Annotated in this window: 16 protein-coding genes and 1 riboswitch; of the genes, 10 read left to right on the top strand and 6 right to left on the bottom strand. The window is 72.7% G+C overall.

Annotated elements, in window-relative coordinates; genetic code table 11:
* Positions 1-274 precede the first annotated feature (274 nt).
* From glnII to MTF65_RS10015, 3 genes are all read left to right on the top strand, one after another.
* A complete protein-coding gene (gene glnII / locus MTF65_RS10025; protein ID WP_243628189.1) occupies positions 275-1,294 on the top strand; it encodes a glutamine synthetase in 1,020 nt (339 codons plus the stop codon).
* Between the two features lie 112 nt (positions 1,295-1,406).
* Positions 1,407-2,315, top strand: a complete 909-nt coding sequence (locus MTF65_RS10020; RefSeq protein ID WP_243628181.1) for a DUF6891 domain-containing protein — start codon at positions 1,407-1,409, stop codon at positions 2,313-2,315.
* Positions 2,316-2,681: 366 nt separating this feature from the next.
* A complete protein-coding gene (locus MTF65_RS10015) occupies positions 2,682-3,293 on the top strand; it encodes a winged helix-turn-helix domain-containing protein (RefSeq protein WP_243628180.1) in 612 nt (203 codons plus the stop codon).
* 73 nt (positions 3,294-3,366) lie between these two features.
* Here the strand turns inward: MTF65_RS10015 and MTF65_RS30695 are convergent, their stop codons facing one another.
* Together MTF65_RS30695 and MTF65_RS10005 are read right to left on the bottom strand one after the other, a co-directional pair.
* Complete coding sequence (locus MTF65_RS30695; protein ID WP_243628644.1) at positions 3,367-4,728, bottom strand: PepSY domain-containing protein; 1,362 nt, start codon at positions 4,726-4,728, stop codon at positions 3,367-3,369.
* A gap of 887 nt (positions 4,729-5,615) precedes the next feature.
* A complete protein-coding gene (locus MTF65_RS10005; RefSeq protein ID WP_243628179.1) occupies positions 5,616-6,797 on the bottom strand; it encodes a hypothetical protein in 1,182 nt (393 codons plus the stop codon).
* Positions 6,798-6,862: 65 nt separating this feature from the next.
* On the opposite strand from MTF65_RS10005, the gene MTF65_RS10000 reads away from it, so the two are divergent.
* The 7 genes from MTF65_RS10000 (at position 6,863) to MTF65_RS09970 (ending at position 13,638) form a co-directional block, all read left to right on the top strand.
* Positions 6,863-7,462, top strand: coding sequence for a rhomboid-like protein (locus tag MTF65_RS10000; RefSeq protein WP_243628177.1), 600 nt, complete (start codon positions 6,863-6,865; stop codon positions 7,460-7,462).
* A 44-nt stretch (positions 7,463-7,506) separates the two neighbouring features.
* Entirely contained in the window at positions 7,507-8,301 is a 795-nt protein-coding gene (locus tag MTF65_RS09995) for a tyrosine-protein phosphatase (protein WP_243628175.1), read from the top strand.
* 101 nt (positions 8,302-8,402) lie between these two features.
* The gene (locus tag MTF65_RS09990) at positions 8,403-10,334 is read left to right on the top strand and encodes a hypothetical protein (protein WP_374207193.1); all 1,932 of its coding nucleotides are present in this window, start codon (positions 8,403-8,405) and stop codon (positions 10,332-10,334) included.
* Between the two features lie 53 nt (positions 10,335-10,387).
* A complete protein-coding gene (locus MTF65_RS09985; RefSeq protein WP_243628174.1) occupies positions 10,388-11,284 on the top strand; it encodes a metal-dependent hydrolase in 897 nt (298 codons plus the stop codon).
* On the top strand, positions 11,281-12,369 hold the full coding sequence (locus MTF65_RS09980) for a PDR/VanB family oxidoreductase (protein WP_243628173.1): 1,089 nt from the start codon (positions 11,281-11,283) through the stop codon (positions 12,367-12,369). Before MTF65_RS09985 ends, MTF65_RS09980 begins: the two co-directional genes overlap by 4 nt.
* A 35-nt stretch (positions 12,370-12,404) precedes the next feature.
* The gene (locus MTF65_RS09975; RefSeq protein ID WP_243628172.1) at positions 12,405-13,103 is read left to right on the top strand and encodes a TetR/AcrR family transcriptional regulator; all 699 of its coding nucleotides are present in this window, start codon (positions 12,405-12,407) and stop codon (positions 13,101-13,103) included.
* A gap of 10 nt (positions 13,104-13,113) precedes the next feature.
* Positions 13,114-13,638, top strand: a complete 525-nt coding sequence (locus tag MTF65_RS09970; RefSeq protein ID WP_243628171.1) for a GNAT family N-acetyltransferase — start codon at positions 13,114-13,116, stop codon at positions 13,636-13,638.
* 73 nt (positions 13,639-13,711) lie between these two features.
* Here the strand turns inward: MTF65_RS09970 and pulA are convergent, their stop codons facing one another.
* From pulA to MTF65_RS09950, 4 genes are all read right to left on the bottom strand, one after another.
* Positions 13,712-19,081, bottom strand: a complete 5,370-nt coding sequence (gene pulA / locus MTF65_RS09965; RefSeq protein WP_243628170.1) for a pullulanase-type alpha-1,6-glucosidase — start codon at positions 19,079-19,081, stop codon at positions 13,712-13,714.
* Positions 19,082-19,198: 117 nt separating this feature from the next.
* Positions 19,199-20,893 (bottom strand): carbohydrate-binding module family 20 domain-containing protein, encoded by a 1,695-nt coding sequence (locus MTF65_RS09960; RefSeq protein ID WP_243628168.1) that lies wholly within the window; start codon positions 20,891-20,893, stop codon positions 19,199-19,201.
* Positions 20,894-21,078: 185 nt separating this feature from the next.
* A riboswitch (TPP riboswitch) is annotated at positions 21,079-21,251 on the bottom strand.
* Between the two features lie 194 nt (positions 21,252-21,445).
* On the bottom strand, positions 21,446-22,468 hold the full coding sequence (locus tag MTF65_RS09955) for a LacI family DNA-binding transcriptional regulator (RefSeq protein ID WP_243628163.1): 1,023 nt from the start codon (positions 22,466-22,468) through the stop codon (positions 21,446-21,448).
* Positions 22,456-24,057 carry a glycoside hydrolase family 13 protein gene (locus MTF65_RS09950; protein ID WP_243628160.1) on the bottom strand — a complete coding sequence of 534 codons (1,602 nt, stop codon included), beginning with the start codon at positions 24,055-24,057 and terminating at the stop codon, positions 22,456-22,458. The genes MTF65_RS09955 and MTF65_RS09950 overlap by 13 nt, the downstream gene beginning before the upstream one ends.

The following is a 24,057-nucleotide window of genomic DNA, read 5'->3' as shown; positions in this document are numbered from 1 at the left end:
CCCACCCGGACGGGCGCGCCGCGTCCAACCCGCACAACCGGCTCCACCTGCGGCGTAAACGTCGGTAACACGGGGTTCACACACGGGCAACGGAAGAGAAATCGCGGACGGGCACGCTGCGGTCAACACCACAGCACGCAATCGCAGTACGAATCGCAGTACGCAATCGCGGCGCGCAACCGCCGTACCGCAACCGCAGCACCGCAACCGCAGCACCGCGACCGCAGCACCCGCAGAGTCTGCGCCCGGAGCGACGCACCGAAGGATGGGGCCCGTGAGCTACAAGGCTGAGTACATCTGGATCGACGGCACCGAGCCGACGGCGAAGCTTCGCTCGAAGACGAGGATCCTGGCCGACGGCGCGGAGCTGCCGATCTGGGGCTTCGACGGATCCAGCACCAACCAGGCCGAGGGCCACGCCTCCGACCGCGTGCTGCAGCCGGTCTTCTCCTGCCCGGACCCGATCCGCGGCGGGGACCACGTCCTCGTGATGTGCGAGGTCCTGAACATCGACATGACCCCGCACGAGTCGAACACGCGCGCGCTGCTGCGTCCGATCGCCGAGAAGTTCGCGGGCCAGGAGCCGATCTTCGGCATCGAGCAGGAGTACACCTTCTTCGACGGCGCCCGTCCGCTCGGCTTCCCGGTGAACGGCTTCCCGGCCGCGCAGGGTGGCTACTACTGCGGCGTCGGCTCGGACGAGATCTTCGGCCGCGACATCGTCGAGAAGCACCTGGACCACTGCCTCGCGGCGGGCCTGAGCATCTCCGGCATCAACGCCGAGGTCATGCCCGGCCAGTGGGAGTTCCAGGTCGGCCCCGTCAGTCCGCTGGAGGTCTCCGACCAGCTGTGGATCGCGCGCTGGCTGCTCTACCGCACGGCTGAGGACTTCAACGTCTCGGCGACCCTGAACCCGAAGCCGGTCAAGGGCGACTGGAACGGCGCGGGCGCGCACACCAACTTCTCCACCAAGGCGATGCGCGAGGACTACCGCGCGATCATCTCCGCGTGCGAGGCGCTGGGCGAGGGCTCGAAGCCGCTGGACCACGTCAAGAACTACGGCGCGGGCATCGACGAGCGCCTGACGGGTCTGCACGAGACGGCCCCGTGGAACGAGTTCAGCTACGGCGTCTCGGACCGCGGCGCTTCGGTCCGCATCCCGTGGCAGGTCGAGCAGGACGGCAAGGGCTACATCGAGGACCGCCGCCCGAACGCGAACGTGGACCCGTACGTGGTGACCCGCCTGATCGTGGACACCTGCTGCACCGGCCTGGAGAAGGACGGCCTGGTCTAAGGCCCGTTCCCGTCCGGGATCCCCCCTCCCACCCGCTTGTCCTACGGCGCCCGCCGAGCCCTCCGTGGCCCGGCGGGCGCCGTTGTCAGTGGCCTGTGGCACGGTGTTGAGCATGATGGCGATCAGGATCCAGACGGAGCGCGGCGAGTCCTACGAGCGGCCCGCGCTCGGCATGCTGTCCCAACTCGCGGGCCGCATCGGCGGGGACGAGGACCGCTTCCTCGTCGTCGAGCGGATCCCGAGCGACCCGGACGTATACATACAGGTCTGGCACGCGGAGGGCGGCGACTACCAACTGGAGCACCGGGCCGGCGCGCCCGAGCGGCACTTCCGCACCGATCTCGCGACCTCGGCCGAGGTGGTGGAGGTCATGGCGCGCTGGGTCCGCCAGGAGAAGGGCTGGGACTTCGGCCCGGCCTGGGAGCGGCTGGACTTCCCGGCGGAGGAGGTGCCGCCGCTCGCCCCGGAGGTGGAGCGGGAGCTGACCGGGCTCGTCCGCGAGTGGCTGGTGTGCGGCTACGACGGCCGGGCAACCCTGGCCGAGAACGCCGAGCACGTCCTCAGGGAGGGTGACGAGCGGCCGGTCTCCCGCGCCCAGGCCGAGCACCTCGTCGACCGGCTCTGGCGGGAGCGGGTGGCCGAACAGGCGGGCTGGGAGGGCGAGACCGATCCTGAGCGGCTGGCCCGCGCCTTCGCCGCGCTCGACGCCTCGGGGATCACGGCGCGGGAGAACTTCTTCTGCTGCCGCACCTGCGGTGTCTCCGCCATCCGGGAGGCCGGCGCGCCGGACGCGCGCGGGTTCGTCTTCTTCCACGCCCAGTGCGTGGAGGGCGCCGCCGGCGGCGGGGATCTGTACCTCCTCCACGGCGCCTTCGGCCGGGGCGACGAGCACGGCGCCCGCGTGGGCCGGGAGGTGGCCGCCGCCCTGGACGCGGTGGGGCTGGCGTGGACGTGGGACGGAACCGCCCACGATGCGATACGGGTGACCGGGATGGACTGGCGCAAGCGGCTTGCCGGTTGACCATTCGCCGGGATTGTCCTGGGTGAATCGCGGCGTGATCGCGGAATTTGAGATTCCGCTCCACGACGTGAGACGCGCTCTGCCCAGGGTGAGCGGCATCTGCTTCAATGGCGCCATGGCCAGCCACTCGCACCCCACCTCGTCAGGTCGCAGCGACCTCGAGCCGTTCTGGCCGTCCCGTCAGCATCACGATTTCGACCGGGAGTGTTGCCGCGCGAAGAACGCGCCGGCCCTCTAAAACCTCCGGGACCTTCCACCAGACCTGCCCCGAGGCCTTCGGCCCGCGCGGTACGACAACGACGACTTACGGCGACATGCGTACGTACGTCTCCTGCCGACCTCTCCGCGTGAAAGAGCTGACCACTCATGGCTAACACCCGTTCCCTCGCTTCCGCCGCCTCCGCCGCGACCGCCCCCCTGACCTTCCCGCCCAGTCCGCGCCACCGGCTGCGCGCCGTGGACGGGGACGAGGTGGCCCGGGTCGTGGACCTGCTCCCGCCCGGCGCCACCTGGCTGCCCGCGCCGCCGCACAGCCTGCCGACGCTGCCGGGCAACCCGCCGATGGTGGGCTACCTGGTCCTCGTACCCGCCGACCAGCAGGCGCGGTGGACCGGCGGGCCGGCGCGCGCCCCGCGGGCCGTCGCCGCCCACCCGGCCCCCGAGGCTCCGTCCGCCGCGAGTTCCGTCACGGACGACGGCTCCCTGGTCCGGATCGACACCGCGCGGCGCACCGCCGAGGTCGAGGGCCAGGTACTCGACCTGACCTACCTGGAGTTCGAGCTGCTGGCCCACCTGGTGGCACACCCGCACCGGGTGCACAGCCGGGACCAGCTGGTGACCACGGTGTGGGGCTACGGCCACGTCGGCGACGGCCGCACGGTGGACGTCCACATCGCCCGCCTGCGCCGCAAGCTGGGCGCGGCCCACCGCGACGCGATCCAGACGGTGCGCCGCGTGGGCTACAAGTACGCGCCCTGACGGGTGCGTCGAGACGACGGTGGGCCCGGGCCCGTACTCCGCGAAGGGGGTACGGGTCCGGGCCCACCTGCTGCTAGGCGGCGTTCGCGGCGGCGCGGCGCCCGGCGGCGAAGCCGAGCAGCACGTCGATCGCGAGGAACGCGACCAGGCTGATCCCGAGCATCGGGACGAACCAACCGACCACCGCGGTCACGGCGGCGAGCGGCAGCAGCACGGTCAGGGGCGCCTTCCGCCAGGCGCCGCGAGACTGCGGGCGGCCGAAGGAGAGCGCGCGGCCCTGGGTGGGCCGGCGCAGCCACCACATCCGGTAGCCCCAGAAGACCAGGAACATCACCGCTACGGCGAGCGCGGCCAGCGCGAGCTGGTTGGCGAGGCCGAAGGTCTTGCCCATGTGCAGGTCGATGCCGAAGCGCGTCAGCTGCGCGAGGACGGGGTAGTCGGCGAAGCGCAGCTCGTCCATGACCCGGCCGTCGGCGGGGTCCACGGCGACGGCGTCCAGGTGCACGGGCACCTGCTTGTCCTGCTCCTTGATCACGTAGCCCTTGCCCTCGGCGGGCAGGGTCACGCGAAGATACTCGGTGACCCCGGCGGCCCGGGCGGCCGCCACGGCCTTGTCGATGCCGATGTCGGCGGTGGTGGGCTGCGGCGGGGGCATCTCCGTGCCCTCGGGCATGGTGTGCCCGGCGTGCTCGTCGGCCTCGCCGGAGCCGGAGCCGGAGCCCGCGCCGGATCCGACGGTGGCGGAGACGGCGGGGGTGGCACCGCCGAGGCGGTCCTGGAGCTGCCCGATGTTCTCACCGGCGTACTTCGACCAGGTCAGGCCGGTGGCGGACAGCGCGACGAGTCCGACGACGGCCCAGAGCCCGACGGTCCCGTGCCAGGACAGGGTCCGGCGGCGGCCGGTGGCCTTGCGGTCGGGCAGGACCAGCTGGGCGCGGGTGGAGCGCCGGCGGCCGATCCACAGGGCGAGGCCGCCCAGGGCGACCACCCACAGCCAGCTGGCGGCGAGTTCGCTGTAGTTGCGGCCGAACTCCCCCAGCTGGAGGGTGGAATGGAACTCGCTGAGCCAGGCCCGCAGCGGCAGCGCGTCGCCCGCGGTGGCGAGCTGCCCGCGCACATCGGCCGTATACGGGTCGACGAAGACGGTGAGGGTCTCGCCCTCCGCGAGCCCCGGCTTCTCCATGATCACCCGGGTGGTGTCCTCGGCCTCGGGGGCGGGCCACACGCCCACGACCGTGCCGTCGGGCGCGGCGCTGCGGGCCGCCTGGAGCTGCGTGCTGAGGGGCAGGGCGCTGTCGCCGACACCGACGCGGGCGACGGTCAGCTCGTGGGCGTAGACGACCTTCTCGGCCTGCCAGGAGAGTGCGTAGAGCAGCCCGGTGGTGGCGGCGACGAAGAGCAGCGGGGCTATGAGCAGCCCGGCGTAGAAGTGCATGCGCAGCACCAGGGGCCGCAGCGCCCCCCACCCGCCGCCTGCGCGCGCGCCGCCGCCCGGGGCCCCGCCCCCGACGCTGGCGCTGGCGGCCGCGCCGACGTCGGCGCCGGCCCGGAACCCGGCGCCGGCCCGGAACCCGGCGTTGGCGTCGGCCGTGGCGTCGGCGTCGGCGGTGTCGTAGGCGTCGGCGGTGTCGTCGGCGGCGGCCGTGGCGTCGGCGGCGTCGGCGGTCGCGTCGGCGGCGTCGGCGTCGGCGTTGACGGTCGCGCTGATGTCGGCAGCGTCAGCGCTGGCCCGAGCCTCGGCCCGAGTCCCGGCGCTGGCCCGGAACCCGGCGTCGGCGCCGGCATCGGCATCGGCATCGGCATCGGCATCGACCTTGGCGGTGGCGGTCGCGTTGGCCCGGACCTTGGCATTGGTATTGGTGTTGGCCTCGGCCTTGGCGGTCACGCCGGCTTCAGCGGTGGCGGTCGCGTTGGCATCGGCCTCGGCGTTGGCGTCAGCGGTCGCGCTGGCCCGGGCCTTGGCGTTGGTGTTGGCGCCGACCTCGGCCTTGGCGGTCACGCCGGCTTCGGCGGTGGCGGTCGCGTTGGCATCGGCCTCGGCGTTGGCGTCAGCGGTCGCGTTGGCGCGGACCTCGGCCTCGGCGTTGGTGTTGGCGTCGGCCTCAGCCTTGGCGGTCGTGCCAGCTTCGGCGGTGGCGGTCGCGCTGGCGGGCGCGCTGGTGTTGGCGGCAGCGGGGGTGGTGTTGGGCTTGGGGGCGTCGGGGTCCGCGGTGCGGACGGCCTGACTGGCGTCAAGGGACATGCTGGTCCTAAGGATTGGCGAAGACATGGGTGACCGGCCCCAGGTCTCGCCCTCCCCCGTCGTGGAGGGAGACGCGCCGATCAGGCGCGGGCAGGAAGGCCGGGGGCCGTGGCTCGGGTGTCACGGCGCCCGGGCGGACCTCGCCTCACGACGGCATGGGCGTGCACGGCCCCGCGCAGTCGGCGCGGCCGTACGTACGTCCGGCGGAACGCGGGCCGCGGCGGTACGGGGGCCACGTGTGTCCGTACCAGCGCGAGCGCCCGGGAGAGCGGCCGGGCGGCGAGCAGCGCGGCCGCTCCGAGGGCTCCGGCCAGCCGGAAGACGGCGGCCTCGCCCCAGGCCAGCCAGATGGCGCAGAACAGGCCGGCGAGCACGTGGGCGGCGATCATCCCGAGGCCGCCGTGCCCGGCTACGCCGGCCATGTCCTCCAGCCCGGCCATACCCGCCATGTCATGCACGCCTGGCATCGCGGGCGCCGAGGCGGCCAACTCCGGCACAGCCAACTCCGGCACAGCCATGCCCGGCACGGACATCTCCGGTACGCCCACGCCCGGCACGGCCAACTCCGGTGCAGCCATGTCCGGCATGGACATCCCCGGCACGCCCACGCCCGGCACAGGCAGCTCCGGCACGCCCACACCCGGCACGGCCAACTCCGGTACAGCCATGCCCGGCACGGACATCCCCGGCACGCCCACGCCCGGCACAGGCAACTCCGGCACGCCCACACCCGGCACGGCCAACTCCGGCATAGCCATGCCCGGCACAGGCAACTCCGGCACGCCCACGCCCGGCACGGCCAACTCCGGCGCAGCCATGTCCGGCACGGACATCCCCGGTACGCGCACGCCCGGCACAGGCAGCTCCGGCACGCCCTCCCCCGGAACAGGCACGGCCAACTCCGGTACAGCCATGCCCGGCACGGACATTCCCGGCACGTCCACGCCCGGCGCAGCCACGCCCCGCGTGTGGTGGTGCCCCGGCGGGGCCGTCGTCGCCTCGGGGGGCGCCTGGGTGGCGGAGAAGACGAGGTGTAGGACGCCTTGTACGGCGAGCAGTGCCGCCGTGATGCCGAGCGGGCCGCGCCGCCGGCCGGCGCCGAGCCAGGCCAGCACCCCGGTCACCCCGAAGGCGGCCAGAAGCCCTGTGAGGGGGACATCCACGCCGGACATGGCCGAATGCCCCACCGCGGCCAGCGCGACACACACCGCCGCGAACATCGCGGCACGTATGGCGCGCAGAGGCGCAAGGCTTTCAGGCATGGCCGGAACATGGTCCCACGGGGTCCGGTGGTGCCCGCAGGAGGGCCGTATCCGATCATGGTCGGGTGAATTCATTGCCATGGGCACCACCACTGGGTGCGGTGTACGCGGGCGGGGTCCAGCTCGGCGCGTTCGCCCTGGAGCGGCTGGGCGGGGACGAGCGCGAGCGGGTGCTGCGCGGCTGCTCGACCAATGTCGACAACCTCGCCGCCGGGCGCTGGGAGACGCTGCTGAGCAGCGCTTTCGTCGTCGAGGAGCCGATGCCGCTGGCGTACGCGCTGCTGCTGGTCGCGGTCCTCGGATACGCCGAGTACGCGTACGGGGCCTGGTGGACCGCCGCGGTGTTCCTCTTCGGCCACGCCACGGCGTCGCTCCTCGTCTACGGCGCCCTGCGCGGGACATCCGACGCCCGGACCCGGCGGGCCCTGGACGTGGGCACCAGCTACGGATTCAACGCCGTACTCGGAGCGCTGACCTCGGCGCTACCGCGCGGAGCGGTGCGCACCACCGCACGGGTGGGGCTGCTGGCGCTCGCCGCCGCCCCCGTGGTGAAGCGCGGGCGGACCTTCACGGACGCGGGCCATCTCGTGGCTCTGGGGCTGGGCGTCGGCCTTTCGGTGGCCCTCGATTACCTTTCCGGAGCGAAACATCCGAAAATCATATAGATGACACGCGTCACCCCGCATACCGCGACCGCTGGAGCTGCCAGATGACCGCCGTCCCCTCCACCACCGTCGCCAATTTCCGCGACCTCGGCGGTACCCCCCTCTCCGGTGGCCGCACCGTGCGCCCCGGTCTCGTCCTGCGCTCCGGCCAGCTCGACCGGCTCGACCCGGGCGCCGATCCGGCGGTGGCCTCGCTGGGGATCCGCACCGTCATCGACTTCCGCACCGCCATGGAGCGCACCGCCCACCCCGACCGGGTGCCGGACGGGGCCCGCCTGCTGGTCGGTGACGTCCTCGCGGACAAGATGGGTACTGACACGGTGCCCGCCGCCGCCCAGCTCAAGGACCTGCTGTCCGATCCGGCGGTCGCCGAGGAGCACCTGGGCGGCGGCAGGGCGGCGGCCATGTTCGCCGACATCTACCGGTCCTTCGTGCTCTCCGGCTCGGCGCAGGCCGCGTACCGGCTGCTGCTCACCGAGGTGGCCGACCCGGACTCGGGCCCGGTGCTGTTCCACTGCACGGCCGGCAAGGACCGTACGGGCTGGGCCGCGACCGTCATCCTGTCGCTGCTCGGCGCCGACGACGAGACCCTGATGGCCGAGTACCTCTCCGTCAACCCGGCGGTCAGGCAGGCCTTCGCCCCGATGATCGAGGGCTTCACGGCGGCCGGCGGCGACCCGGAGCTCGCGCTGGCGCTGATCGGGGTGTTCCCCTCGTACCTGGAGGCGGCGCTGGAGGAGGTCAGCACGCGGTACGGCTCGATGGAGAAGTACGTACGCGAGGGCCTGGGCGTCTCCGACGAGACGGTCGAGGCCCTGCGCGCCCGCCTGACGGCCTGACGGCCTGACCGACGAGTCGACCGACGAGTCGACCGACGGCCCCCCGGGGCCCGCGTACCGGGGACGGGTGACCATCCGACGATTCGCTCGTTCTGCTGAACGTGACTGCCCCGGATACCGCCACCCGCCCTTCGTCTCCCGTGCCGCCCGACGTCGAGCAGGCCGAGGCCGCCATCGTCGAGCACTACCCGCGGCTGGTGCGGCTCGCCTACCTGGTGCTGCCGCCCGCCCTCGGCCGCAACCGGCGGGTGCTCACCGCCCATTCGCTGACCCAGCGGGCCCTGCCCCGGCGTCGGCGGGGCGCCGGCCCCGCCCCCGTGCGGGGCGGGGTCCCGGCCGCGCGCGGTGAGGCGGAGGGAGCCGAGTCCGGATACGCGTACGTCCGGCTGCGGGTGCTGCGCACCGCGCTGGAGGCGGGGGTTCCGCTGACCTTCCGGGCCCTGCCCCTGCGCGGGCAGCTGCCGCCGCTGCTGCCCCAGGTGTGGGGGCTGCGGCTGTTCCCGCGCTCCGGCGGGGCCGAGGAGCTGGCCCTGGACCAGTGGCTGGCCACCCTCTCCGGGCCCGGCCGGGCGGCCTGCGTGCTGCGCGCGCTGGAGCGGCTGCCGGAGCGGGAGGTGCTGCGCGTACTGGGGCAGGCCGGGGTCGCGGATCCCGCCTTCGCGGTCGCGGAATCCGGGGACGCGGCGAGCGACGCCCTGCTCGCCTCCCCCGAGTTCGACCCCTGCGTACTCCAGGCCCGGCCCACCGACCTGCTGCGGCGCCGCCGCTTCCTGCGGGCCGGGCTGGCCGCCGGGGCCGCCCTCGCCGTCTGCGGGGCGCTGCTCGCGCTGCCCGACGGGGGCTGGGGGTCGGACGGGGCGGCGGCCCCGCCGTACGCGCTGAACGCCGCGGCGCAGCAGGCCCTGGACCCCGGGAAGCTGACGCGGGTCCCGCCGGGGCTCTGGCGCACCTCCTCCCGTACCGGCTTCTCCGCGTGGCCGGCCCGCGGCGACCGCGCCGGGGACGCGGAACTGCTGCGCCGGGCGCTGGCGGTGTGGGCCCGGCCCGGCTCGTCCGTGGTCGTCTCGGCCAGCCCGGGCACGCCGTCCGGTCCGCCGATGGGGCCGCCGCAGCTGCTGTTCGCCGGCGTCGTGGACCAGGCCGTCGTGGTCCTGCTGTACGACGGGCTGCGCGTGGTCCGGTACGCCGAACCGCTGTCGGGGACCGGCCTGGTCGGCCTCGACTTCGCCCGGACCGACGGGGCGTCGGCGGACACCGCGACCGCGCTGGTCCTCAGCCGGGTCGACGGCAACGTCCGCTATCTGACGGCGCCCTGGGTCACGCGCGCTGCCCTGCGGGACCTGCTCAAGCCCGGCGAGTCCCCGGCGGCGCTGAAGCTGACCCCGGACGGGGTCACTCCGCCGGTCGGTAGCCCCGCCCCGGCGGGCAGCTGTACCAGCTGGAACGCCCTGGCCCTGACGGGTGACGGCGCGACCCGGCTGGTCACGGACCTGGGCGAGCTGACGCCGGCGCGGCTGACCTCGGGAGCGCCGGGCGCCGAGCGCGATGTGACGGAGGCGGCGGAGCTCGTTGAGTGGTCGCGGACCGCGTGCCTGCTGCCGTCGGTACGCTCGCACGGGGTCCGCTCGGTCAACGCCTGGACGTACGCGAAGCAGCCGCTGCCCGGGGGCGACGGCACCGCGACGTGGCTGTGCTCCCGGGCGGAGACCTGGCAGGGTACGGCGGACCGGGTGCAGGCCCAGTTCCTGGCCCCGGGCGCACCGGTGGCGGCGCAGGCGGCGAAGGCGGAGGGCTCGCCGGCGTGCGGGCCGCGGGAGCCCCGGGTGCTGGCGGGCGTGCTGTGGAAGTCGCGGGCCGGCCAGTGGTACGTGCTGGCGGCGGGCAGCGCGCAGTTCGCCTCCTTGTCGGTGTCGGGCGGCGGGGTGAGCGGCGCGGCGAACAGCAACCGGCTGGCGGTGAAGGCGCCGGAGGGCGCGCAGGTCGATCTGACCGGCAAGCTGACCGACGGCTCCAAGGCGGGGGTGCTCCGCTAGCTCCTCCGTGCAGAGGGGTTCTCCTCGGCTCTACCCATCAGTACATTGACGCCATGTCTAATACGCCGCTCATGCCCGCCCCCGTGGCGTCGGAACACATAGACCTCAAGGCGCGGAACGTGTCCTTCGACTGGGAGGACACCCCGCTCCACTGGCTGCCCTCCGATCCGTTCGCCGGGCACACCATCAACGTGCTGCACCTGCTGCTGCCCGCCGGTGAGCGCTGGTTCGTCCACGTCTACAAGCAGGTGCTCCCGTACATCACGGACGACCGGCTGCGCGCGGACGTCATCGGGTTCATCGGCCAGGAGGCGATGCACGCCGCCGCGCACGACGACGTGCTGCCCCACCTGAAGCGGCTCGGCCTGGACCCGACCCCGTACACGGCCCAGGTGGACTGGCTGTTCGAGAAGCTGCTCGGCGACCGGACGCTGCCGCCGGGCAAGGCGCGCAGGTGGTGGCTCATGGAGCGGGTCGCGATGATCGCGGCCATAGAGCACTACACGGCGTTCCTGGGCGACTGGGTACTGAACGCCGACGAGCTGGACCGGCGCGGCGCGGACCCGATGATGCTGGACCTGCTGCGCTGGCACGGCGCCGAGGAGGTCGAGCACCGTTCGGTGGCCTTCGACCTCTTCATGCACGTGGACGGGACCTACCGGCGCAGGGCCCGGACCTGGGCCACGGCCTTCGCGGCGCTGGTCTTCCTGTGGCAGCGCGGCGCCCGGTTCTTCCTGGAGAACGACCCGGAACTGCCCGCCGCCAAGGCCTCGCTGGGCCAGTTCTTCCGGGCGGGCCAGCAGGGCACCCTGCCCTCCACGGGCGCGATGCTCCGGTCCATCCCCACGTACCTCTCCCGTACGTACCACCCCTCGCAGGAGGGCTCGACGGCCCAGGCGGTGGCCTACCTGGCCGCCTCCCCCGGCGCCAACGGCGGGGTGACGGCATGAGGCGCGCCCTGACGGTGACGGCGGTGGCGGGTGCCGCGCTCCTGACCCGGCGCGCCCTGCGGCGGCGCATCGGCCGCTCCCCGCTGTGGCCCCTCCCGGCGCTGGAGACCCCGGTGTCGGGTCATTCGCCGCGCCGGCTCCTGCGGGCCCGGATCGTGTCCCGTACGGAACCCGCCGAGGGGGTCGTGCGGCTGGTGCTGGAGTCCCCGGACCTGCCGGCGTGGACCCCGGGCGCGCACGTGGACGTCGTCCTGCCGTCGGGCCTGGTACGCCAGTACTCGCTGTGCGGCGACCCGGGCGCGGCGGGCCGCTACACGATCGCGATCCGGCTGGTCGAGGACGGCCGCGGCGGCTCCCGCGAGGCGCACGCGCGGCTGGTGGAGGGCGCGGAACTCGAACTCCGGCCGCCGCGCAACCGTTTCGCCCTCGCGCCGGCCACCTCGTACGTCTTCGTCGCGGGCGGCATCGGCATCACCCCGATCCTCCCGATGCTCCGGGCGGCCACGACGGCGGGCGCGGACTGGACCCTGCTGTACGGGGGCCGCTCCCGTGCCTCGATGCCGTTCCTCCCCGAACTCGCCGCCTACGGCGACCGGGTCACGATCCTCCCGGAGGACGAGACGGGCCTGCCCGACCTGGCCCCGCTCACCGGGGCCCGGCCGGGCACGCCGGTCTACTGCTGCGGCCCGGAACCGCTGATGGCCGCGGTGCTGGCGGCGGCCCCGGACCCGTCGGTGGTCCACCTGGAGCGCTTCACGCCGGCGCCGGGAACCGGGGCCGGAACCGGAACCGGGGCCGGGGCCGGAACCGGAACCGGAGCGGCGAACCCCTTCACGGTGACCCTGCGCCGAACGGGCCGCACCATCGAGGTCGGCGCGGACGAAACCACCCTGGCAGCCGTCCGCCGGGAGCTCCCCAACACCCCGTACAGCTGCCAGCAGGGTTTCTGCGGAACCTGCCAACACCGTGTCCTGGCAGGTGAGGTGGATCACCGGGACCAACTGCTCACGGACGCCGAACGCGAGGACTCCATGCTGCTGTGCGTCTCGCGCGCGTCGTCGGACCATCTGGTGCTGGACCTTTGAACCTCCCCCGGGAGGGGGCGAAGTAGGGTGTCCGCATGACAACCGGAGTGCGACGCAGGATGGGTGTCGAGGAGCGGCGGCAGCAGCTGATCGGGGTGGCCCTGGAGCTGTTCAGCCACCGGTCGCCCGACGATGTGTCGATCGACGAGATCGCGGCGGCGGCCGGCATATCCAGGCCGCTCGTCTACCACTACTTCCCCGGCAAGCTGAGCCTGTACGAGGCCGCTCTGCGGCGGGCGGCCGATGAGCTGGCGCTGCGGTTCGTCGAGCCCCAGGAGGGGCCGCTCGGGGCCCGCTTGCTGCGGGTCATGGGGCGGTTCTTCGCGTTCGTCGACGACCACGGCCCCGGGTTCTCGGCGCTGATGCGGGGCGGTCCGGCCGCCGGAAGCAGCCGGACCAACGCGATGATCGACGAGGTCCGGCAGGCGGCGTACGAGCAGATCCTCACGCACCTCGGCATCGAGCGGCCGCCCGCGCGGCTCGCGCTCGTCGTGCGGTCGTGGGTGTCGCTCGCCGAGTCCACCGCGCTGATCTGGCTGGACGGGCGGGAGATCCCGCGGGCCGAGCTGGAGTTGCAGCTCGTGCACGACTTCGCCGCGCTGGCCGCCGTGAGCGCCGCGTACGACGAGGAGATGGCCGGGATTCTCGTACGGGTCCTGGCCGACGAGCCCGCCGACGGCCCCTTCGGGGTGCTGGTCGGACGGCTGGCGGCGCTCGTACCGGGGCCCGCGTGATAATTCCCGCGTGATCATTGACGACGGGATGTTGTTCCGGCACGCCGAGGAGAAGGACGCCGGCACGCTGGTGAAGCTGTACGACCGGGCCGCCCGGTGGATGCGGGCCAACGCCATCGCCCAGTGGAAGCCGGGCGAGAAGGACACGGCGCACTTCCGCGCGAGGATGCGCGACGGTGAGGTGTGGCTCGCCGAGGACCCCGACGGGCGGGTCGTCGGGGCGTACGAGCTCTGGTGGTCCGACGAGGAGGCCTGGGGCGTCCAGCCGCCGGTCGCGGGCTATGTGCACCGGCTGATGGTGGAGCGGGAGGCGGCGCCCGCCGGCGCGGGACGGCGCATACTCGGCCACGCCGAGTGGCGGATCGCCCGGACCGGGCGGGAGCGGGCCCGGCTGGACTGCGTCGCCACCAACCCGCGGCTGCTCGCGTACTACCAGGGCGCGGGGTACCGGATCGTCGGCGAATATCCGTCCAAGCAGGGCAAGGACGGAAAGGTCTACGGCGTGATCCTGCTGGAGCGCCGCCTCGACGTCTGACGCACGTGGGGGAATGAGGAAGCGGCGGTGCCGGACCATGGCCGGCACCGCCGCTTCACCTCTTCCCTTCAGGTCAGGAGCGCTTGAACACCGCGACCGTGCGGGCGGGCACGGTGAACTCTCCCGTCTTCGCGTCGTACGCGGACCGCTTCACCGCCGGGTCGGGACCGCCCGCCTGGACGGGGTGCAGGGCGTAGCCGCGCCCCGCGAGGTCCGGGAGCCGCTGGGGCTGGGCGGCGGGGGTGGAGTTGAAGACCACCACCAGGTCTCCCAGGGTCATGGTGATCACGCCCGGGGTCTCGTCCCTCCCCGACAGCGGGAAGGCCAGGTTCGCCTGGACCGCCTGCGCCGTGGTGAGGGCGAAGGCGGGTTCCGTCGTACGGATCCTGAGCAGGTCGCGGTAGGCGGCCGCGGTGCCCGTGGTGTCCGCGCAGCTCGGGACCGGTCCGGTGAGGAGCGGCTTCGCGTACGGCCACTTCGCCTTGTTGTCGGCCGCCGGCGGCAGGCCTCGGCCGAAGCCGTTGCCGTTGCCGTTCCCGTCGCCGCAGTCCCAGTGGATGGCGTTGAACCAGTCGCCGCTGTCGTACGAGTTGCGGTCCAGGGACTTCGAGCGGAGCAGGTCCGTGCCGGCCTGGGACAGGGACGGCCCCTGCGAGAGGGTGCTCACCGCCATCGCCAGGACCTGCATGCGGGCCTTGTCGGCCTCCGTCGTGCCCTGCGGGAGCTTGTACGTCAGGGCGTCGTAGAGAGACTCGTTGTCGTGGGCGTCCGCGTAGGCGAGGGCGTCGCCCGGCGCCGCCGCGTACCCGGCCGGGGCGCCGTTGTAGTCCAGCTCGGAGCCCTTGATCCGGCGGCCGGCGGTGTCCGTGAACACGTACGAGGCGAGATTGCCGGACAGGCCGACCTTGATGAGGTCCTGGGAGTGCAGCAGACGGGCCCGCTGCTGCTCCGGGGTGCCGTTGGCGGGCGAGGAGTTCGGGGCCGTGAACAGGCCGGAGGCGAAGCCCTGCACGCGCGGGTCCTCGTCGAAGGGGCCGCCGCCGCGGACCGCGTCGCGGGCCCGGTCGGAGAAGGTGGCGATGCCGGTGCCGGCCATGTTCTTCTGCGTGGCCTGGACGAAGCGGGCGTCGTCGGCGACCTCGCCGAAGTTCCAGCCCTCCCCGTAGAGGACGATCTTCTTGCCGTCCACCCCGTCCTTCTCGACGGTCAGGGCGTCCAGGGCGGAGCGCACGGCCAGGATGTTGGCCTTCGGGTGGTGCCCCATGAGGTCGAAGCGGAAGCCGTCGACCTTGTACTCCTTGGCCCAGGTGACGATCGAGTCCACGACGAGACGGCCCATCATGGCGTTCTCGGGCGCGGTGTTGGAGCAGCACGTGGAGGTGGCCACGCTGCCGTCGGCGAGCAGGCGCTGGTAGTAGCCGGGCACGATCCGGTCCAGGACGGACTTGTCCGACTGGCCGGACGCCACCGTGTGGTTGTAGACCACGTCCATGACGGTGCGCAGTCCGGCGCCGTTCAGCGACTGGACCATCTCGCGGAACTCGACGGTGCGGGCGGTGCCGTTCGGGTCGCTCGCGTACGAGCCCTCGGGCACGGTGTAGTGCAGCGGGTCGTAGCCCCAGTTGTACGCGTCCTTCGCCGCGGCCGCGGCCACGCACGCCTGCTGTTCCTCGGAGTCGGGCGCGTAGACCTTGAGGTCGCAGGCGGGCTCGGTGCGGTCCGCCGCCTTCTCCGGGATGGTGCCGATGTCGAAGGCCGGCAGGAGGTGGACGTACGAGGTGCCGGAGGCGGCCAGCGCGCGCAGGTGCTCCATGCCGGCCGAGTCCGCGTCGGTGAAGGCCCGGTACTGGCCGGGGTGCTTGCTCGTGCGGTCCGCGACCGAGAAGTCGCGGATGTGCAGCTCCTGGATCTGCGCCGAGGTGAAGGGCACGGCGGCGGGCTTGCGCAGGTCGCGCCAGCCGGGCGGGGCGAGCTTGGGGTCGGCCAGGTCGACGGCCAGGCTGTGCGTGGAATCCGTGGTCAGCGCCGTGGAGTACGGGTCGGTGACCAGGTTGCGGACGATCCGCCCGGCGCTCGGGGCCCAGACGGTGACGGCGTAGCGGTAGGGCTTGCCGGTCCAGCCGCGTTCACCGCGCACCGACCAGACGCCGGTGGTGTCGTCGCGGCGCATGGCGACGGTGCGGCCGTCGAGTTCGAGGGAGACCTGCTGGGCGGTGGGGGCCCAGACGGAGAGGGTGGGGCGGCCGTCCTTGAAGACGGGGCCCAGTGCCGCGTCGTTCGCGTACAGGTCGTCCAGTACGCCGGCCAGCTGGACGCCGGTGGCGGCCAGGACGGCGCCGTTCGCGGCCCGGGCGCTCGCGACGAGCTGGCCGCGCGGGGCCTCGCGGACGCGGTCGCGGTCGCGGGGGTCGATGGTGTAGGCGGTGTACGAGGCCAGGTGCGGGAACTTGCTCTTCTGGGCCTCGGTGAGCTCGGACTTGGCCAGGCGCAGCCACCGCGCCGTGTCCGCGCCGGTCAGGGTGCCGTTCTCGGCCTTGACGGTGCCCTCGCGGGAGGCGAGGAGCTGGACCGAGGCCGCTGCCGCCGGGGCGTTCCAGGCGAGGGTGTCGCGGTCGATCCAGACAGCCTGGGCCTTGGTGAGGTCCAGGGCGGCGGAGGAGCCGGCGGGCTGCGGGAGGAGGTAGGAGGCCCGGCCGCCCAGCATCCAGACCTCGTGGCCGGTGGCCTTGAGGTCGAGGGACTGGTCGGAGGGGAGGTCCTTCTCGTCGCCCTTGTGGAGGATGTAGCTGAGGCTGGTCGCGCCGGCGGCGAGCGGGACCTCGTAGACCGCGCCGTAGGCGTCGGTGCGGGCGGGAGCCAGCGGCTTGGACCAGTCGGTGGGGGTCGCGGCGCCGGTCCAGACGTGCAGGCCCCAGCCGTCGTAGGCGCCGTCGGCGCGCTGGTAGTGCAGGACGGCCTTGGCCTGGTCCTGCGGCGGGTAGGCGGGGCGGTCGGTGCGGGCGGGTTCCTTGCCCTGCTCCAGCCAGATCTCGCCGGTCCTGGTCACGTCGATGGCGCGGTCGGCGGCGACGTCCTTGGTGCCGTCCTTGTCGATGACGAGGTAGCCGACCGAGGAGGCGCCGGGCTTGAGCTTGACGTAGGCGAACGCGCCATAGGCGTCGCGGCCGGTGAAGTCGTGTCCGGCCGGCCAGGGGGTCGCCTCGCCCTCGGCGATGTCGCCCCAGGCGTACAGCCGCCAGTTCGTGTAGTCGCCGTCGGGGCGGTTGTAGTGGACGACGGCGTAGTCGCGCTGGGTGGCGGTGGGAGTCTCGGGCGCCGGGGCCTGTCCGGCGGCGGACGCGGCGAGGGCGCTCGCGGTGCGGCCGGCGGCGTCGATGACGACGGCCTTGTAGCGCAGGGGCGTGCCGGCCGGGGCGGTGATGTGCTGGGTGACCTTGTACGGGGCGTGGTCGGCCGAACCGAGCACCTGCCACTTCTCGTCGCCGGTCTGGGCGGCGAAGACGACGCGGTTCAGGCCGCCTCCCGTGACCTCGGCGGTGAGCTCGACGGTGCCGGTGGCTCCGGGGGCCGGGGCCTTGAGGGTCAGAGCGGGGTTGGCGGTGGGCGCGGCGAGCGGGGTGACGCCCTGGAGGACCACCGAGCCGAGGGCGGGGACGACGACGGTGAGCTTGCCGGCCGCCGAGGCGCGGATCAGTGCGGTGCCGCCGTACAGGGTGCGGTACTGGGCGCCGGCCGGGGCGTCGATCTCCACGGCCTTGGACTCGCTGCCGTTGTTGGCGGCGACCAGGTATTCGGTGCGCCCGCCAATGTCACCGCGGGTGTCGGTACGGGCGAAGGCGTAGACGGAGGCGTCGGCCAGGCGCTCGCTCTGGACGCCGTCACGCAGGGCCGGGTGGGCCTTGGTCAGCTTCGAGAGAGCACTGATCTGCTTGTAGAGCGGGTGCTCCGGATCGTAAGCGTCGCTCGCGTGGGTGCGGTCGGTGCCGAGCTGGTCGTCGTCCAGGTAGTCGGCGACCCGGGAGGCGAACAGCGGCTGGCGCGCGTCCTTGTCGCCGCCGGCGCCGGTGAAGCCCTGCTCGTCGCCCGAGTAGATCACCGGGTTGCCCCGGGAGAGGAACATCAGCTCGTTGGCCAGCCGGTACCGGTCGAGCAGTTCGCGCTCCCCCGCCCCCGGCCGGTCCTGCTTCAGGAAGGTCCCGAAGCGGCCCATGTCGTGGTTGCCGAGGAAGGTGACCTGCTCGTACGCGTTCGCCTTGTCGGTGGTGTAGCGGTAGTCGTCACCGAGGACGGAGCCGAGGCGGCCGGCCGCCGCGCCCTGGGAGGCGTACGAGCGGATCGCGTCCTGGAGCGGGAAGTCGAGGGTGGCGTCGAGTCGCCCCCGCGTCACGTACGGGGAGGTGACGGCGGTGTCGGCGGAGTAGACCTCGCCGAACATGAAGAAGTCCTCGCGCCCGCGCTGGGCGGCGTACTTGTCGAGGGCGGTGGCCCACTGGGTCCAAAACCCGGTGTTGACGTGCTTGACCGTGTCGATGCGGAAGCCGTCGATGCGGAAGTCCTTGACCCACTTCTCGTAGATCTTCTCCATCCCGCTCACGACCTCGGGGCGCTCGGTCCACAGGTCGTCGAGACCGAAGAAGTCGCCCTGCTCGGAGGATTCCCCGGCGAAGGTGGAATCGCCCCGGTTGTGGTACATCGTCGGGTCGTTCAGCCAGGAGGGGACCTTGGCGTTCTGCTTGCCGGCGGGGACGAAGGGCGTGAGCGGGAACGATTCGGCGTCGGTCTTCGGGAACTTCCGCCGCGCGTCGGCATGGTCGGCGTCGTCGAAGGGCACGCCGTCCTTGGTCAGGTACGGGAAGGCCCCCTTGGAGAGGTACGAGGAGGAGGCCTCCCGGTGGTCGATGACATCGGCCGTGTGGTTGGTGATGACGTCGAAGAAGACCTTCATCCCCTTCCCGTGCGCCTTGTCGATCAGCCGCTCCAGGTCGGCGTTGGTGCCGAAGTGGGGATCGACCTGGGTGAAGTCGGTGATCCAGTAACCGTGGTAGCCGGCCGAGACGTCGTCGCCCTTGCCCTGCACCGGCTGGTTCTTGAAGATCGGCGCCAGCCAGATGGCCGTGGTGCCGAGGCCCTGGATGTAGTCGAGCCGGTCGGTCAGGCCCTTGAGGTCGCCGCCCTGGTAGAAGCCCTTGTCCGTCGGGTCCAGGCCCGTCTCCAGCCGGGTGCCGGTCAGGCCGCCCCGGTCGTTGCGCGGGTCGCCGTTCGCGAACCGGTCCGGGAGGACGAAGTAGAACTGCTCCCGGGTCAGATCGTGCCGCGCCGGCTCGGCGGCCAGTTTCGCGTCCGAGGGCGGGGCCGGAGGCCGGGCGGCGGCCGCGGCGGGGAGGGCGGGCAGGAGCGTCACGGCCAGGGTGGCGGCGAGCACTCCTGCGGCGGGGCGTATCAAGGCGGTTCTCCTTGGTTACGTGCAGCGTGGATGAGGGCCGCCCGGCGGTGGCGGGGATTCTTGATGTGCCGGGCGGCCCTGGTCGGTGGGCGGTCAGCTCGCGGGTCAGCCGGCGGGTCAGCCGCGCCAGGTGTCGGCCAGCGTGACCTTGCCGTCGGCGGGGACGGTTGCGGTGCGGTTGGCTCCGCTCTCCCAAGTGACGTTCCCGGCCGCGTCCTTGCGGAGGTACTTGTACGCGAAGGCCGTACCGGCCGGGAGCGTGACGTCGAGCTTCCAGACGGGATAGGAGGCCGGGTCGAGCTTGAGGGCGCCGGCGGGGCTCCAGTTGCCGAGGGCGGACTGGTCGCCGGTGACGTAGATGTTCTCGCCGAGGGTGGTGGTGGCGTTGACGGCGAAGGAGGCACCGGAGGTGACCGGTACGCCGGAGCCGGTGCAGGTGCGGGCGCCCACGTGCAGCGCGACGGCGGTCCCGGCGCCGAGCGTGGCGGTGAACTGGCCGGAGGAGCCGACGGTGACCGTGCGGCCGCTCTGCACGTCGCAGTAGTCCCCGGCCGGCAGGGAGGTCTGGAAGGTCCGGGTCAGGGCCGAGCCCTCGTGGTTGACGGCCAGGTACGCCTTGGCGCCGCGCCCGAAGGCGATCTGGTCGCCGCCGTTGTCCCACCAGTTGGTGACGCCCTCGCCACGGGCCGCGTTGCGGAAGCCGACCATGGAGGAGATCTCCCGCCAGGCGTGCTGGCACTTCCAGCCGTCGGCGTAACAGGCGCTCACCGAGCCGCCGTTCGGCGGGCCCGCGTCCTTGTCGGTCCACTCGTAGCCGGAGTGCACGTCCGGTGAGCCGTAGGGCCAGGCCAGCATGAACACGCTGGCGAGGGTGTAGGCGGAGCCGTCCTTGTAGGAGAGGGTGTCGCCGCCGCGCTCGGTGTCGTGGTTGTCGACGAAGACGGCCGACTGCCCGCTCGCCATGTGCCCCCACGCCTCGCCGAAGTTCTTCAGGTAGGCGAGGTTCTCGTTCTGGAAGACGCGCTTGAGATCGCGCGCGTACCGGAACTCCTGGACATCCCCGTTGCCGAGGTACTCGCTGGGCGAGACGGCCTCGCCCGCCCCGTAAATGGCCTCCTGCTTCCAGTAGACGCCGGGATTGCTCAGCCGGGACTTGATGTTGGCGAGGTCGGCGGCGGGCATGTGCTTGGCGGCGTCGATCCGGAAGCCGTCGACGCCCAGCGACAGCAGGTCGTTCAGATACCCGGCGATCCGCCCCCGCACGTAGTCCTCACCGGTGTCCAGATCGGCGAGCTGCACGAGCTCGCAGTTCTGCACGTTGGACTTGTCCTGGTAATTGGAGATGGTCGCCCGGCAGTCGTCCATGTCGGCACCGGAATAGATCCCCGGATACCCGTACTTCGTGTACGAACTCCCACCCGTCCCGGTGCCGTCCGCGGCGGCCATGTGGTTGATGACGGAGTCGGCGACGACCTTCACCCCGGCGGCGTGACACGTGTCGACCATGGCCTTGAAGGCGGCCCGGTCCCCGAGCCGCCCGGCGATCTTGTAACTGACGGGCTGGTACGAGGTCCACCACTGGGGGCCCTGGATGTGCTCCTGGGGAGGTGAAACCTGAACGTAGCCGTATCCGGCGGGCCCGAGGGTGTCGGTGCAGGCGGCGGCGACGGAGTCGAAGCGCCACTCGAACAGCACGGCGGTGACGTCCTTGTCGCCGGGGGGCGCGGCCTGGGCCTGCGGCGCGAGGGTCGCGACGGCGAGCGCCACGCCGGCGGCGGCGGCGGCCAGCAAGGGTCTGCGGGTGGGGGGCATGCGGGGCCTCCTGGCGGAGAGGTGGGGATTGCAGGCGACCGTATGGGCCACCCCCCGCATGTTGCAAGACCTTGCGCAAGAGATTGCAGATTTGTTTCGTAGGAGTGCTGCGACGTTTCTCCGGTGAAGGTGTCCGGCCGACCCGGTGAGTCCGGAGCGGAGTCTCCGCTGTCGTCGCACGCAAGCGACCTATGAGACGGGCTCCCTGCGCCGGCATTACCCGGATCAGGTAGTGGGGGTCGCCATCCAGTCTCCCGACCTTCCGGCCTCTCAGCCCGACCGTCGACGTCGGCCCCGGCGGTCTCAAACACACTCCGCCAAAGTCGGCTACTCCGGTTGAACTCCCTCGCTCATCCCATAGGCCTTTATCTAGGATAGCGCTCCAGGGACCGGAAAAAAGGGGTCATATCATGATTTTTTAACCGCCGCTGCCGGGCGTTGCGCCGCTTGGCCAGCGTCGTCCCGTTGGCCCCGACCCGACCGCGCCGGGGCGGCGCCGGAGCCCCGTGACAGGGCCCCGGCGCCGGGCGGGGTCTCGGGGGAGCCCCGAGTTCAAAGGGAGCGGGTCGGTGGGGCCGAGGTCGAGCCGCGGACCACCAGTTCCGGCTGGAAGACGTACTCCGTGCGCTGGACCGGGGTGCCGCCCACCGACTCCAGGAGGGCGCCCACCGCCGCCGTCGCCATCGCACGGACCGGCTGGCGGACCGTCGTCAGCGGCGGGTCCGTGAAGGCGATCAGCGGGGAGTCGTCGAAGCCGACCACCGACACGTCCTCCGGCACCCGCAGCCCCCGCTCCCGCGCCGCCCGGATGACCCCGAGGGCCATCGGGTCGCTGCCGCACACGATGCCCGTGCAGCCCCGCTCCAGCAGGGCGACGCCCGCCGCGTGGCCGCCCTCGACCGTGAACAGGGTGCGCTGGATCAGGCCCTCGGCCTCCGCCCCCGGTACCGCCGCCAGGAACCCCTGCTCCTTGCGGGCCGACGGGACGTAGCGCGTCGGCCCGATGGCCAGGCCGATCCGCCGGTGCCCCAGGTCGGCGAGGTGCCGTACGGCCATGTCCGCCGCCGCCCGGTCGTCCGGGGAGATGAACGGGGCGTTGACCCGCTCGTTGAAGCCGTTGATCAGCACGAAGGGAATCCCCCGCCCCGCCAGCCGCTGATAGCGCGACGGGTCCGCCGCCGAGTCCGCGTGGAGGCCGGACAGGAACATGATCCCCGTGACCCCCCGCTCCACCAGCTGCTCCACCAGCTCGTCCTCGGTGGCCCCGCCCGGCGTCTGCGTGCACAGCACCGGCGTGTACCCGTGGCCCGCCAGCGCCTGCTCGATGACCTGCGCGAACGCCGGGAATATGGGGTTGGTCAGCTCCGGGATCAGCAGACCCACCAGGCCGTTGCTGCGGCGGCGCAGGCGCACCGGCCGCTCGTAGCCCAGCAGGTCGAGCGCGGCCAGCACCTTGCGCCGGGTGCCGGCCGCCACGCCCGATTTGCCGTTGAGCACCCGGCTGACGGTCGCCTCGCTGACCTCGGCCTGCGCGGCGATGTCCGTCAGCCGCAGCGGGGACGTCACCCCTGCCACCACACCGCGCTGTCGGCCGGGAGCACCGACGGGTCGGCGAGTTCCGTGCTGGCCAGGAGGACCGTGCCCGGCGCGGCCATCGGGGCCGGCGATCCCGTCGTGTTCACCGTGCAGACGAACTCTCCGCGACGGAAGGCCAGCACGCCGGCGGGCGCCTCCAGCCATTGCACCGAGTCCCCCGCGCCCAGCTCCGCCCGCTCCCGGCGGATCCGCAGCGCGGCCCGGTACAGCTCCAGCGTGGAGGCCGGGTCACCCGTCTGGGCCTCGACGCTCAGCCCCGCCCACTCGGCCGGCTGGGGCAGCCAGCTGCCGCCGTCGCCGAACCCGTACGGGGCCTCGGAACCGGACCAGGGCAGCGGCACGCGGCAGCCGTCGCGCAGTCCGTCCTGGCCGTTCTCCTTGAAGAAGGAGGGGTCCTGGCGCACCTCGTCGGGGAGGTCGGTGACCTCGGGCAGGCCGAGTTCCTCGCCCTGGTAGACGTACGCCGAACCGGGCAGCGCCAGCATCAGCAGCGCGGCCGCCCGCGCCCGGGCCAGGCCCTGCTCGCCGCCGCCGTAGCGCGTGACGTGCCGTACGACGTCGTGGTTGGACAGCACCCACGTCGTCGGGGCGCCCACGGGGCGCATCGCGTCCAGGGATTCGTCGATCGCCGCGCGCAGCGCCTCGGCGTCCCAGCCGGTGCCCAGGTAGTGGAAGTTGAACGCCTGGTGCAGCTCGTCGGGGCGCAGGTAGAGCGCGGTGCGGTCGGCGCTCGGCGTCCAGGCCTCGGCGACGCCGATGCGGTCGCCGGCGTACTCGTCCAGCACCTTGCGCCAGGAGCGGTAGATCTCGTGGACGCCGTCCTGGTCGAAGAAGGGCAGTACCTGGTTGCCGAGCAGCTTGAGCTGTTCGTCGCGGCCGAGGTCGGGCAGGCCGGGGGCCTTGACCAGGCCGTGGGCCACGTCGATGCGGAAGCCGTCGGTGCCGAGGTCGAGCCAGAAGCGCAGGATGGAGCGGAACTCGTCCTGGACGGCGGGGTGTTCCCAGTTGAAGTCGGGCTGCTCGGGGGCGAACAGGTGCAGATACCACTCGCCGTCCTCGACGCGCGTCCAGGCGGGGCCGCCGAATATGGACTCCCAGTCGTTGGGCGGGAGTTCGCCGTCGTCGCCGCGTCCCGGGCGGAAGTGGAAGCGCTCGCGCAGCGGGGTGCCGGGGCCTTCCCGCAGGGCCTGCTTGAACCATTCGTGCTGGTCGGAGCAGTGATTGGGGACGAGGTCCACGATGATCCGCAGGCCCAGGGCGTGGGCTTCGCGGATCACGGCGTCGGCGTCGTGCAGGGTGCCGAACATCGGGTCGATGGCCCGGTAGTCGGCGACGTCGTAGCCCGCGTCGGCCTGCGGGGAGGCGTAGAACGGGCTGAGCCAGACGGCGTCGACGCCCAGTTCCTTGAAGTAGGGCAGTCGGCGCCGGATGCCTTCGAGGTCCCCCATGCCGTCCCCGTTGCTGTCGGCGAAGCTGCGCGGATAGACCTGGTAAATCACCGCTTCTCTCCACCAACCGGGCTGCGTCGCGGTCGGGGTGGGGAGTACGTCGGCGAGGTGCTGGGTCAT

The sequence above is a fragment of the Streptomyces sp. APSN-46.1 genome (genome assembly GCF_022815725.1).
Taxonomy (GTDB): Bacteria; Actinomycetota; Actinomycetes; order Streptomycetales; family Streptomycetaceae; genus Streptomyces.
The sequence above is the reverse complement of the archived record's forward strand: the minus strand, read 5'-3'. Positions and strand labels throughout refer to the sequence as shown.

Bases quoted from the DNA above. Each gene is read 5' to 3' on its own strand.
- MTF65_RS10015 (WP_243628180.1), top strand. From the start codon at position 2,682: ATGGCTAACACCCGTTCCCTCGCTTCCGCCGCCTCCGCCGCGACCGCC.
- MTF65_RS09985 (WP_243628174.1), top strand. From the start codon at position 10,388: ATGTCTAATACGCCGCTCATGCCCGCCCCCGTGGCGTCGGAACACATA.
- MTF65_RS09995 (WP_243628175.1), top strand. From the start codon at position 7,507: ATGACCGCCGTCCCCTCCACCACCGTCGCCAATTTCCGCGACCTCGGC.
- MTF65_RS09975 (WP_243628172.1), top strand. From the start codon at position 12,405: ATGACAACCGGAGTGCGACGCAGGATGGGTGTCGAGGAGCGGCGGCAG.
- MTF65_RS10005 (WP_243628179.1), bottom strand. From the start codon at position 6,797: ATGCCTGAAAGCCTTGCGCCTCTGCGCGCCATACGTGCCGCGATGTTC.
- MTF65_RS10020 (WP_243628181.1), top strand. From the start codon at position 1,407: ATGATGGCGATCAGGATCCAGACGGAGCGCGGCGAGTCCTACGAGCGG.
- MTF65_RS09950 (WP_243628160.1), bottom strand. From the start codon at position 24,057: ATGACCCAGCACCTCGCCGACGTACTCCCCACCCCGACCGCGACGCAG.
- MTF65_RS09980 (WP_243628173.1), top strand. From the start codon at position 11,281: ATGAGGCGCGCCCTGACGGTGACGGCGGTGGCGGGTGCCGCGCTCCTG.
- MTF65_RS30695 (WP_243628644.1), bottom strand. From the start codon at position 4,728: ATGCACTTCTACGCCGGGCTGCTCATAGCCCCGCTGCTCTTCGTCGCC.
- MTF65_RS09960 (WP_243628168.1), bottom strand. From the start codon at position 20,893: ATGCCCCCCACCCGCAGACCCTTGCTGGCCGCCGCCGCCGCCGGCGTG.